Source organism: Pustulibacterium marinum, from assembly GCF_900116665.1.
GTDB lineage: Bacteria > Bacteroidota > Bacteroidia > Flavobacteriales > Flavobacteriaceae > Pustulibacterium > Pustulibacterium marinum.
In genome coordinates this window covers 695,886-708,712 of sequence record NZ_FPBK01000001.1, presented here as the reverse complement: position 1 = coordinate 708,712, position 12,827 = coordinate 695,886, and the positions used below count along the sequence as shown (strand labels likewise).

Annotated in this window: 8 protein-coding genes; 2 read left to right on the top strand and 6 right to left on the bottom strand. The window is 36.5% G+C overall.

Annotated elements, in window-relative coordinates; translation table 11 throughout:
• The first annotated feature begins 372 nt into the window (after positions 1 to 372).
• A complete protein-coding gene (gltB, locus tag BM383_RS03070) occupies positions 373 to 4,851 on the top strand; it encodes a glutamate synthase large subunit (RefSeq protein ID WP_093022844.1) in 4,479 nt (1,492 codons plus the stop codon).
• A gap of 12 nt (positions 4,852 to 4,863) precedes the next feature.
• The gene (locus BM383_RS03065) at positions 4,864 to 6,276 is read left to right on the top strand and encodes a glutamate synthase subunit beta (protein ID WP_093022842.1); all 1,413 of its coding nucleotides are present in this window, start codon (positions 4,864 to 4,866) and stop codon (positions 6,274 to 6,276) included.
• An 84-nt stretch (positions 6,277 to 6,360) separates the two neighbouring features.
• Here BM383_RS03065 and pgl read toward each other — a convergent pair whose 3' ends face one another.
• The 6 genes from pgl to BM383_RS03035 form a co-directional block, all read right to left on the bottom strand.
• Positions 6,361 to 7,074, bottom strand: coding sequence for a 6-phosphogluconolactonase (pgl, locus tag BM383_RS03060; protein ID WP_093022840.1), 714 nt, complete (start codon positions 7,072 to 7,074; stop codon positions 6,361 to 6,363).
• A complete protein-coding gene (zwf, locus tag BM383_RS03055; protein ID WP_093022838.1) occupies positions 7,068 to 8,585 on the bottom strand; it encodes a glucose-6-phosphate dehydrogenase in 1,518 nt (505 codons plus the stop codon). Before zwf ends, pgl begins: the two co-directional genes overlap by 7 nt.
• Before the next feature lie 30 nt (positions 8,586 to 8,615).
• On the bottom strand, positions 8,616 to 10,031 hold the full coding sequence (gene gndA, locus BM383_RS03050; protein WP_093022836.1) for an NADP-dependent phosphogluconate dehydrogenase: 1,416 nt from the start codon (positions 10,029 to 10,031) through the stop codon (positions 8,616 to 8,618).
• Between the two features lie 24 nt (positions 10,032 to 10,055).
• On the bottom strand, positions 10,056 to 10,511 hold the full coding sequence (locus tag BM383_RS03045) for an RpiB/LacA/LacB family sugar-phosphate isomerase (protein WP_093022834.1): 456 nt from the start codon (positions 10,509 to 10,511) through the stop codon (positions 10,056 to 10,058).
• A gap of 232 nt (positions 10,512 to 10,743) precedes the next feature.
• Positions 10,744 to 11,742, bottom strand: coding sequence for an MBL fold metallo-hydrolase (locus tag BM383_RS03040; protein ID WP_093022832.1), 999 nt, complete (start codon positions 11,740 to 11,742; stop codon positions 10,744 to 10,746).
• Positions 11,743 to 11,805: 63 nt separating this feature from the next.
• Positions 11,806 to 12,783 (bottom strand): YeiH family protein, encoded by a 978-nt coding sequence (locus BM383_RS03035; RefSeq protein WP_093022830.1) that lies wholly within the window; start codon positions 12,781 to 12,783, stop codon positions 11,806 to 11,808.
• Positions 12,784 to 12,827: the final 44 nt, after the last annotated feature.

Here is a 12,827-nt window from a genome sequence, read left to right as displayed (position 1 = left end):
TAAGAAATTTACTTAGTTTTTACATTTTAACAACATTCTATTTACTTCAAAAACAAAACAACCCTTCCAAAAGAAGGGTTGTTTTGTTTATATTTTTAAAAAATGAATCAACCCCCTCTTTTTTTAGGGGTAAATTATATTTATTTCACAAATTATCTTCAAACACCCCTTTCTAGTCACAGGATAACCCCGAATTTCAATTGCAGAATTAAGAAATTATAAATAACTTGAAGTGAAATATCTGAGCTTTGAATTTTATGCAACTGTAATTTAAAAATTCAGTATTAATTTCAAACTACTGTTAATTTAAGTTAAAATATTACAATTAATAACTTAAATTGGTAAACATTTCTCAATTAAACAAAGGTAAACATGAAAGGATTATATAGAGATTCATTTGAGCATGATGCATGTGGAATAGGGTTTATCACCCAAGTGAAAGGAGAAGCCAATCATCAATTGGTTTTAGATGGTATTACCATGTTAGAAAATATGGAGCATCGAGGTGGAACAGGAATTGACGTTTGTTCTGGTGACGGAGCTGGTATGTTAACCCAAATCCCAGATGAGTTCTTTAGAAATCAACTTGAAAATTTTGGGCTAGATCTTCCTGAAGCTGGCAAGTATGGTGTTGCCATGCTTTTTTTACCTAGTGACAAAAAATTAAAATCGAAATGTAGAAACGATATCAACGTAATTCTAGAAAAGAATGATTTTGATCTTATTGGTTACAGAAAAGTTCCTGTAGATAATTCTACCTTGGGCGATACTCCAAAAAGTACAGAACCTGCTATAGAGCAACTTTTTGTTACGCATGAATCCTATGCCGAAGATTCTCGTGAGTTTGAAAGACGCCTTTATGTATTGAGAAAAGAAATTACCAATACAATTCACTCCGGAAGAAACATGAGCGATGAAGATTTCTATATTCCTTCATTTTCTTCCAGAACTATTATTTACAAAGGACAATTAACTACCTTTCAATTAAAGGACTATTATAAAGATATTACCAATCCTTTATATAAATCTAGAATTATCTTAATTCACTCTAGATTCTCAACCAACACATTTCCAAAATGGCATTTGGCGCAACCATTCCGCTATTTGGCTCACAATGGAGAAATCAATACCATTCAAGGAAATGTCAATTGGATGCAATCTTTCCAAAACCACTTAGAGTCTTCTCATTTTTCTCCAGATGACATCAGAACATTAAATCCTGTAGTAAAACATACAAATTCTGATTCCTGCAATCTTGACAATATGTTAGAATTGCTATATCAAGGAGGAAGAACTATGGAAAACAGCGCCATGATGCTCATTCCGGAAGCGTGGCAAGAAGACGATATTATGGATAAAGAGCGAAAAGAGTTTTACCAATATCATGCTTCACTTATTGAACCTTGGGACGGACCCGCTTCTCTTTGTTTCACGAATGGAGAAATTGTTGGAGCCACGCTAGACCGTAACGGATTACGACCATCGCGTTTCTGTTTCACTAAAGATGGTAGAATTATTTTGTCTTCGGAAGCTGGGGCATTACCTGTAGCAGAAGAAAACATCAGCAGAAAAGGTAGATTGGAGCCAGGAAGAATCTTTTTAATTGATTTGAAAAAAGAGCAATTCATAGAAGATGAAGATGTAAAAAAACGCATCATAACCGAAAAACCTTATGGTCAATGGTTAGAAAATAATGAAATTGAAATTGATGCTTTACCAAACAAAAAGTTATCCTACACCATTTCGGATGAACAACTATTCACCAAGCAAAAAATGTTTGGTTATACCGAAGAAGATTTACATAGAAACTTAGTAGATACGGTAACGGGCGGAAAAGAACCAATCGGCTCCATGGGTGCAGATACTCCTTTGGCTGTTCTTTCGGACAAACCTCAACATTTAAGCAACTACTTTAAACAACATTTTGCTCAGGTAAGTAATCCACCAATTGATCCGCTTAGAGAGCGAGTAATGATGTCTACTAAAACCAGTATTGGTAGATCTTTCAATATTTTATCAAGTACACCAGCACATTGTAAGCAAATTACATTTGAACATCCAATCGCCACCAATGAGCAATTGGAAAAAATGCGAAGAATAGATCATACCAATTTTCGTACTCGTCAATTGAATGCAGTTTATTTGGCGGACGGAAAACCTGGAAGACTGGAAGAAGCTTTAAAACAACTTTGTAAAGAAGCCGATAAAGCATTACTTGATGAAGGGATGAATGTACTGTTAATTTCGGATCGTGAAGCGAATGAGTTATACGCTCCAATTCCTTCATTATTAGCAACCGGAACAATTCATCACCATTTAACCCGAAAAAAATTAAGAGTACGTACCGGAATTTTAGTAGAAGCTGGTGACGTTATGGAATCTCACCATTTTGCTACTCTAATTGGTTATGGTGCCAATGTGGTAAATCCGTATATGACTTTTGCTAACATTGACGAAATTGTAGCAGAAAGCAAAGGAGAAATCACAAAAGAAAAAGCGTACGACAATTATATTAAATCTGTAAATGCAGGTTTATTGAAGATTTTCTCTAAAATGGGAATTTCTACTTTACAATCTTACCACGGAGCACAAATCTTTGAAGCAGTTGGAATTCACCCAGAAGTGGTTGACTACTCATTCACTGGAACTGTGAGTCGTATTGGAGGATTAAAATTTGATGATATCTCAAGAGAAATTTTGAGCAAACATTCATTGGCGTATGATGAGCATACCAATTATCTACAAGCCGGTGGATATTTTCAATGGAAAAAAGATGGAGAAGAACATTTATTCTCTCCAGAAGTTATTCATTTACTTCAGCAGTGTGCATGGAAAAATGACTATCAAGTTTATAAACAATTCGCAAATCTTATAGATAATACCAGTAGAGTTTCATTAAGAAGTCTATTGAAATTTAAAAAACGTGTACCAGTTCCTATTGAAGAAGTAGAACCGGTAACCAATATCCTAAAAAGATTTTCTACTGGCGCTATGTCTTTTGGTTCCCTTTCTTGGGAAGCACATACTTCATTGGCCATTGCCATGAACAAAATTGGTGGAAAATCGAATTCTGGAGAAGGTGGTGAAGATCCAGAACGTTATACGCCAAAAGAAAATGGAGACTATATGCGTTCTGCTATTAAGCAGGTTGCTTCAGGACGTTTTGGTGTTACTATTGAATATCTATCAGAAGCAAATGAATTACAAATTAAAGTAGCACAGGGCGCAAAACCCGGTGAAGGTGGCCAATTACCAGGATTCAAAGTGGATGAATGGATTGGACGCGTTCGTAATGCTACTCCTGGAGTGAGTTTAATTTCTCCTCCTCCACACCACGACATCTATTCTATTGAGGATTTAGCTCAGTTGATTTACGATTTGAAATCAGCAAACCCTTCAGCAAGAATCAATGTGAAATTGGTTTCAAAAGCAGGAGTTGGTACCATTGCTGCCGGAGTTGCCAAAGCAAAAGCCGAAGCTATCATGATTTCTGGTTACGATGGTGGAACAGGAGCTTCTCCTATTGGCTCTATCAAACATGCAGGTTTACCTTGGGAACTTGGTTTAGCAGAAGCAAACCAAACTCTTGTAATGAATGGACTAAGAGACCGTGTAGTTTTACAAACGGATGGGCAATTGCGTACCGCTAGAGATATTGCTATTGCTACACTTTTAGGAGCTGAAGAATGGAGTATTTCCACAGCCGCACTGATTACACAAGGTTGTATTATGATGCGTAAATGTCATACAAACACATGTCCTGTTGGGGTTGCTACTCAAAATAAAACACTTAGAGAATTGTTTAGCGGTAAACCGGAATATGTAGTGAACTATTTTACACACATAGCTACCGAACTTCGTGAAATTATGGCAAAACTTGGTTTCAAAACCATTAATGAAATGGTGGGTCAAGTTGAAGTATTAAAAGAAAATAAAAACAATGGCTTCTGGAAACTTCAAAATTTAGATCTGAAGCCTATTCTATACAAACCAACCAACAATTTCAATGTTACCAATCACGCCTTTATTTGTCAGGCTTTTGATTTAGAAGGAAGTTTAAATCAGCGTATGGTGAACGACTTACTTCCAAAATTCAATCAGGAAAATGTAATCTCTAAAAAGTATAAGATTATAAATCTTGACAGAGCAGTTGGAGCAACTTTATCCTACTATCAAACCAAATATCAGAAAGAAAATCTTAAAAAACCTCCATATATTGATTTGGAGTTCGAAGGATCTGCCGGACAAAGTTTTGGAGCGTTCACCAATGAAAACATGAAATTGACGCTTACCGGAGAATCCAATGATTACCTTGGAAAAGGATTATCTGGCGGAACCATTGTGGTAAAGAAAAATAGCATTGCTACTTTCCGTTCTAGAGACAACTCCATCACTGGAAATGTTGCTTTGTACGGAGCTACAAGTGGTCATGTTTACATAAATGGTAGAGCTGGTGAACGTTTTGCTGTTAGAAATTCAGGAGCTCATGTTATTGTAGAAGGAATTGGTGCTCACGGCTGTGAATATATGACCGGAGGTAGAATCATTGTTATGGGAACCATTGGTAGAAACTTTGGAGCAGGTATGAGTGGAGGAATTGCTTACATTCTTAACAATCAAGAAAACTTCAAGGAAATGGTGAATATGGAAATGATTGAATTTGATACACTTCAACAAGAAGAAATTGAATATATCAAAGATAAAATTGAACAACATATCAAATTTACCAACAGTAGTTATGGAAAAGAAATTCTTGAAGATTGGGACAATTATGTATCCAAATTCGTGAAAATCATTCCAACAGAATACAAGAAAATATTATCACAACAAACCTTAGAGGTTCAAAAATAAAAGGTACTTACTATGGCTACACAGACAGATGGATTTTTAAAATACAAGAGAGAGAACGCTAAAGCGGAAGCACCGGAAAACAGAGTTCAACATTATAACGAATTCTACAAACCTTTTGAACCAAAGGCAGAGAAAGAGCAAACTGCACGTTGCATGGATTGTGGCGTACCGTTTTGCCACTTCAAATGTCCGTTGGAAAATAACATTCCAGACTTTAACAAAGCAGCATTTGAAGACCGCTGGGACGATGCATACAACATTCTACTTAAAACAAATCCTTTCCCGGAATTTACAGGAAGAATTTGTCCTGCTCCATGTGAACAAGGTTGTGTTTTAGGTATCAATAGCGATGCAGTTACTATTGAAGAAATAGAGAAAACAATTGCCGAAAAAGCATTTGAAAAAAATCTAGTTCAGCCAAATACTCCCGAAAAATATATTGGAGTTAAAGTTGCGGTAATTGGTTCTGGTCCGGCAGGAATGGCTGCTGCACATTTTTTAAATGGTTACGGATTCAATGTTACTATTATTGAAAAAGACCAAGAAGCAGGCGGACTTTTACGTTACGGAATTCCAGATTTTAAACTTGAAAAACAATTTATTGAACGCCGTGTAGAAGTAATGAAAGCTTCTGGTGTTGAATTCAGAATGAATACCGAAGTAGGTAAAGATATTACGCTGGAAGAACTAGAAAATGAATTTGAAACCATCATTCTAGCCTTAGGTGCTCAAGAACACAGAAAATATGATGAAGATATTTCAAACATCAATGGCGTATACTATGCGATGGATTATCTTGCAGAAGCAAACCGATTTGTCTCAGACGAAGATACCAACCGAACCATTGATGTAAAAGACAAGCATGTGATTGTAATTGGTGGTGGAGATACAGGTTCTGATTGTATTGGTACCGCTAATAGAGATGGAGCGCAAAGTGTAACACAATTAGATTACCACGAACGTCCACCTATCAAAAGATCTGATAAGACTCCATGGCCTATGGATGCTTTGAAATACGCTGAAAGCACTTCGCACCAAGAAGGTTGTAATAGAATTTTCAAAAGCTACGCAAAAGAGTTTCACGTTGACCAAAACAACAATCTTATTTCTGTAACTATTACCGAAGTAAATGTTGGAAGAGACGCCAAAGGAAGAAGAACAAAAGAAGTAGTTCCAAATACAACAAGAACAGTTCCTTGCGATGCTTTGTTTATAGCTATTGGATTTACAGGTCCGTCTAATGCACGCTATTTTACAGAAAAAGTAAGTCTAGAAAGAAAACCTTTCAACTTGAAGGATTATGCCACAAACAATCCAAAATACTTTATATCTGGTGATGCTCGAACAGGACAATCCTTGGTAGTGAATGCTATTGCTGAAGGTCGTGATACTGCAAAACAGATCAAAGCTATGTTTACACTATAAAAACGTTGAAACATTTTACATAAACAAAAAGAGAGGTTCTTATGATAAGAACCTCTCTTTTTGTTTATCGCTATTTTTAGTTTGCTACAACTTCGCTGCGGCAGCTTCATCTACTAACCAAATTGCCTCGCCACTATCAGGTTTTACAATTTGTGATGGATATTGCTCTACATTTGGCACTCCCTTTAAAACTTCATACAGCGCAGGAGCTTTCTTTTCTCCAAATGCTATAAATGCTACATTTTTAGCTGCATTTAAAACTGGAGCTGTCAACGTAATTCGATACATATCCTGCGGCTTCAAGAAATAGGCAGCCACTCTTTTTTCAGTTTCATGAATGATACTTTCTCCTGGAAATAAAGAAGCTGTATGTCCGTCATCTCCCATTCCTAAAAAGATCAAATCAAATGTTTTTCCATCTTCCAAAACTTCATCCATGATAGCTTCGTATGCTTCGGCATAAGCTTCCGGAGTTACATCATCTTTCCACATTGGAAAAATTTGGGATTCAGGAATATCAACTTTATTCAGTAAATCTTTATAAGCATTTCCCGCATTGCTACGATCATCACTAATAGGAACCCAGCGCTCATCACACCAAAAAACATAGATTTTTTCCCAATCTACCTGTTCTTTGTATTCTGTAAGTAGTAATTCATACATTCCTGCAGGGGAAGAACCACCTGTCAAGGCTACGGTAAACTTTCCACTTGCTGCAATAGCTTCCTTAGATTTTTCTACAAAAAGTTCGGCAGCTGCTTTGCTTGCCGCTGCTTTGTCTTTAAATATGTTTAGCATTTCTTACTATCTATTTTTTTTGTGTTTACAGACCAAACATGACCTTGTTGGGCTACTAAAATCTCTGCGTTCTCTGGGCCCCAACTTCCAGCTTGGTAATTTGGAAAATTGATAGACTCACGACCTTCCCAAGATTCTTGTACGGTTTTGATCACATCCCAAGCTTCTTCAACTTGATCTGATCTCATGAACAACGTGGTATCACCCAACATAGCATCTAACAGTAATGTTTCGTATGCTTCTGGAGTATCAGTTGCACAATCATCATAATTAAAAATCATTTCTGAAGGATTTAAGTTCATTTCCAGACCAGTTTTCTTAGTCATGAAACGTAAACGAATATCCATTTGCGGCTGTAAATTGATGGTTAATTTATTCGGAACAATATTATCGGCTTGCGCTCCCTTGAAAGTAGAATGTGGCACCGGACGGAACTGAATTGTCACTGAAGATGTTTTTTCTTGCATACGCTTTCCTGTTCTCAAATAGAACGGAACATCTTGCCAACGCCAGTTATCTATAAAGAACTTCAATGCTGCAAAAGTTTCGGTATTGGATTTTGAATCTGTACCGTTTTCATCACGGTATCCTGGCACTTTTTCACCTTCTATCCAACCTTCACTATACTGCCCACGCACAGCGTTGTGGCTCACTTCTTCTGGTTTGATTCTACGTATAGCACGTAAAACATCTACCTTTCTATTTCTAATTTCTTCTGCATCAAAAGAAATTGGCGCTTCCATAGCCACCATACATAAAATTTGCAGTAAGTGGTTTTGAATCATATCGCGTAGGGCACCAGAACCTTCGTAATATCCGCCACGCTCTTCTACCCCAACTTTTTCTGCCACTGTAATTTGAACATAATCTATATAACTTCTGTTCCAAAGTGGCTCAAAAAGTGCATTTGCAAAACGAAACGCAAGGATATTTTGAACGGTTTCTTTTCCTAGATAATGATCAATTCTAAAGATTTGTTCTTCAACAAAAGTTCGTTTTAAAAGATTATTAAGCTCAATTGCCGATTCTTTATCGTAACCAAAAGGCTTTTCAATAATAATTCTATCTTTCTCTACTTTTTCAACCAGATTTTGATCTTTCAGATTTGTAGTTACCGGCTCTATAAAACGCGGCGAAACTGACAGGTAAAATAATCTATTGGCTCTTTGCCCCCAACTTTCATCAAGCTTTACTAACTTTTTCTGAAGCGCAGCATATGACTTTTCATTGGTGATATCTGATTTAAAATAAAATATTGATTTTTTGAAAGTTTCCCATTTTTCGGCATCTGGCTCTCTTCGTGAAAATTCTTTCAAACTATCATACATGGTTTCGCGGTATGACTCGTCATTATAATCGGATCTACCAAGACCATAAATGGCAAAATTATCGGCCATTCTTCCGTCTACATACAAATTGTAGAAGGCGGGAATCAATTTTCTATTGGCAAGATCTCCTGTTCCTCCAAAGATAACAATGATGGTGGGAGCTGCTTTTTTTTCTGTTTTCATCTTGTTTTGGGTTTGATAGCGGTGCAACTTTTATGAATTCCATTCAGTATGGAAAATACCTTCCACATCGGTACGCTCATATCTGTGCGCACCAAAGAAATCGCGTTGTGCTTGGATTAAATTAGTTGGTAATGTTTCGCTTCTAAACGCATCAAAATACGCTAATGCAGAAGTAAATACTGCTGCCGGAATTCCTTTATCTATAACTTTTTTTACAATTGCTCTCGCTGCAGTTTGTTTCTCAACCATAGATTTCCCAATTGTTTCATCCAATAAAATGTTTGGCAATGCTGCATCTTTTTGATAAGCTTGTCTAAAATCTTCTAACGCAGCTGCACGAATAATACAACCACCTCTCCAGATTTTGGCTACTTCTTCTAAGTTTAATCCGTAATCATATTCTTCAGAAGCAATGGTTAATTGTGCCAAACCTTGCGCATAGATAGAAATCATACAGAAATAAAATGCATCTTTAATTTCGGCGAATAATTGTGCTTCTTCAACGTTTTCAGCCGGAGCTTCCCATGTCAACGATTTTGAAGCCGCAACACGTTGTTCTTTGTATTTTGAAATATTACGCATTACCACCGCACTATCTATAGACGGTACTGGCGCTTGAATATTCATAGCATCTTGCGATGTCCATTTTCCGGTTCCTTTTGCTTTTGCAGTATCTGAAATATAATCTAAAAGCAAACCTTTTCCGGTTTTCTCATCTGCTTGTTTTAGAATGTCTGCTGTGATTTCTACTAAGAATGAAGACAACTCCGAGTTGTTCCAATCTTCGAATAATTTTTGAATTTTATCGGTACTGATTCCGTATCCTCTTTTCAAGAAATCGTAGGTTTCAGCAATCAGTTGCATGATAGCATACTCAATCCCGTTGTGAACCATTTTCACATAGTTACCGGCAGAACCACGACCTAGATAGGTTACACAAGGTTCATTGTTCACTTTAGCAGCAATTGCTTCAAAAATTGGGCGTAGACGTTCGTAAGCACTTTCGTTTCCACCAGGCATCATACTTGGACCAAAACGCGCTCCTTTTTCACCACCGGAAATCCCCATTCCAAAGAAGTGAATTCCGCCTTTTTGTTCTAATTCTTTTACTCTTCTATCGGTATCAGGGAAAAAAGAATTTCCGCCATCCACTACAATATCACCTTCTTCAAGAAATGGTAATAATGAGTCTATTGCAGAATCTACAGGCTTACCCGCTGGCACCAACAACATAATAGCTCTTGGTTTTTTTATCAATTTTACGAACTCCTCAGCTTGGGTAGTTCCTTTAATTGTATGTTTTTCTGAAGCTTCTTTTTCTAAAGATTCGGCTTTTTCCGGATCAAGATCTAGTCCGGCCACAGAAAAACCATGGTCGGCCATGTTTAGCAATAGGTTTCTTCCCATTACTCCCAGTCCTACCATTCCAAAATCGAATTCTTCCATAATTGTAATTTCGTTTCTATATATTTATTTAAAATGTCTGTTTTCCAATTCTTGTACTTTGAGCAATCTTCTAACAAAACGTTCTTCTTCTTGAAAACTCGCTGCTAAAAAAGCTTGAATAATCTCCCAAATCAATGAAACTCCTAACACTCTACCGCCTACACAAATAAGATTCATAGCATCATGCTCAACACCTTGATGTGCCGAATACGTTTCTGAAATTAAAGCGGCACGAACTCCAGGGAATTTGTTGGCTGCAATAGAAACACCCACACCACTACCGCACACAGCAATGCCTTTGGACACTTCACCTATACTTATTGCTTTTGCTAACGGACTTACAACATCTGGGAAATCGTCATCGGAAATGTACTCATGAGCACCAAAATCAACTACCTCAACTTGAGCTTCTTTTAAGAGTGAAACGAGTTTTTGCTTTTGTTCTAAGCCGGCATGATCTGCTGCTATTCCGATCTTCATGTTTGGGTGAGTATTTACGTCTTAATTGATTTAGTACATTAAAATTAACCAATTAAAATTGCTTACAGACAAAATTACAAGCAATTAATATTTTATTAAGACTTGTTCTGGAGAAATACAGGTACAATTTGAACAATGTATAGCACATTCCTCTAATGTATTCACAGATATCCAAACAAAAAAATGCTAAATGTTATAAAATCTACTATTGGAAGTAATTTTATTAAATTTTTCAATTCCACCATTTTTCATAAGGAAAATCTTCTTTAAGCGTAACAACCTCTCCAATTTTTGGTGTTACAATTTTTACTTGAGAAGTTTCTCCAGCCGTCGTCAATCTATTTAAAGATTCATTCCAAGGATGGTTGGCTAAGGTAAATTTTGAGTGGTGAACCGGTATTAAAACCTCGGCTTTTAAAATCTCTGCAACTTGCAAAGTTTCTTCTGGTTGGGTGTGAATATAAGGCCAATACTTTCCATATTGTCCACATTCTAAAATAGCTATATCAAAGGGAGCAAATTCATCGGCTATGGTTTTAAAGTGATTTCCAAAACCGGAATCACCACCTATAAAAATCTTCATACCGTAAAATTCTAATACATAAGAAGCCCACAACGAAGTATTTCTTTTCAATCCTCTACCAGAAAAATGACGCGCCGGAGTTGCTGTAATTTTTACATCCTTTGAAACATGAATGGTTTCTCCCCAGTCCAATACAGTAATTTTTTCGGGCGAAACGCCCCAACGCTTCAAGTCTTCATCTACTTTTTCTGGAACTACATAGGTAGACGTTTTATAAGTCAATTTCTGTACACTATCCTTATCTAAATGATCGTAATGATTATGAGATTGCAAGTGTAAATCTATATTTGGCATGTCTTCTGCCTTATAAACATCTGCCCCTTTATACGCTTTTATCATAAAAGAAAAAGGAGAAGCACTACCGCTGAAAACAGGATCCATTAACAAATTAAACCCTTTACAACTTAATAAATACGAAGAGTGACCAAACCAGACAAAAGTTGGTTTTTCCGCTCTTAGCGACTGTAGATTGGTAAAAACATGTGGAATTTCTACCGATGGATTTGCCTCTTTAGGGCGCTTGAAACTTTCTTTTAAAATTTTGGTATACGATCCATCTTTGGAAAGTTGTGGTGTATCTTCAATATTTTGAAACACTCCATCTATTTGAATAGAAGACGGAATATTCGGATTTTTTGATTTTCTCATTCTAAGGGTTTACAATGCAAGTTAGTCCTTATCCTTCATCAAAACTTACAAAATTCAAATATTCTATACGAAAGAAAATACTGCCCACAGAGAAAAACCCGCTACAAACATCCACAACAAAACTCCTTGCAATAACGGTTTTATCCCAACGGATTTTAATACTTTGAATGACAGACCACTTCCTATTAAAAACAACGTAAGTGTGAGTCCTATTTTTGAAACATGAACCACATAAGGTGCTATTTTTTGCACAGGTTGCCAATATGTATTTGCCAACATTGCTAAAACAAACAACCCAATAAAATAAGGAATTTTGATTTTACTTTTCTCAGTTTTAAACATTCCAGCAGAAATGAAGGAAACCGGAATAATCCACAAAGCTCTCGCTAGCTTTACGGTAGTAGCCACTTCCAGCGCCTTTTCACCATATTTAGCTGCAGCACCAACTACAGAACTAGTATCGTGAATAGCAATGGCGCTCCACAAGCCAAATTGAGTCTGTGACAAATTGAAAACATGACCAATCGTAGGAAAAATAAACAAGGCTACAGAATTCAAAATAAAAATAACTCCCAAGGCTACAGAAATATGTTTCTCTTTTGCCTTGATTACCGGAGAAACCGCAGCAATAGCGCTACCCCCGCAAATAGCAGTTCCAGCGGAAATTAAGAAAGAAGTTTTCTTTTCTATTTTTAAAAATTTCCTCAATATAAAACCAAGGAATAAGGTTCCGAAAATAGAAGCTACCGTAAACAAAACACCTTCTTTACCTGCATTGACGGCGCTGTTTACATTCATCCCAAAACCTAAACCCACAACTGATAATTGCAGTAAAATATGCGTTGCTTTGTGATTCAAATGCAAATAAGGATGACCAACTAATTGAGCTATAATGATTCCTAATAATAATGCAATTGGAGGTGAAATAAGATTAGAAACGCATACGATTATTAACCCGACAAAGATCATCTCTCTTAAGGAGATGTTTCTATCAAAAAAATGTTGAATTGAATATATTGAATGACTAATTGCCTTGTTCATTTCGTTTTATTTGATAACAAAATTGAAGCTTTGATATCACAAAA

What these genes read in the sequence shown, in the direction of transcription:
- gltB (WP_093022844.1), top strand. Translation starts at nt 373, where the DNA reads ATGAAAGGATTATATAGAGATTCATTTGAGCATGATGCATGTGGAATA.
- BM383_RS03065 (WP_093022842.1), top strand. Translation starts at nt 4,864, where the DNA reads ATGGCTACACAGACAGATGGATTTTTAAAATACAAGAGAGAGAACGCT.
- pgl (WP_093022840.1), bottom strand. Translation starts at nt 7,074, where the DNA reads ATGCTAAACATATTTAAAGACAAAGCAGCGGCAAGCAAAGCAGCTGCC.
- zwf (WP_093022838.1), bottom strand. Translation starts at nt 8,585, where the DNA reads ATGAAAACAGAAAAAAAAGCAGCTCCCACCATCATTGTTATCTTTGGA.
- gndA (WP_093022836.1), bottom strand. Translation starts at nt 10,031, where the DNA reads ATGGAAGAATTCGATTTTGGAATGGTAGGACTGGGAGTAATGGGAAGA.
- BM383_RS03045 (WP_093022834.1), bottom strand. Translation starts at nt 10,511, where the DNA reads ATGAAGATCGGAATAGCAGCAGATCATGCCGGCTTAGAACAAAAGCAA.
- BM383_RS03040 (WP_093022832.1), bottom strand. Translation starts at nt 11,742, where the DNA reads ATGAGAAAATCAAAAAATCCGAATATTCCGTCTTCTATTCAAATAGAT.
- BM383_RS03035 (WP_093022830.1), bottom strand. Translation starts at nt 12,783, where the DNA reads ATGAACAAGGCAATTAGTCATTCAATATATTCAATTCAACATTTTTTT.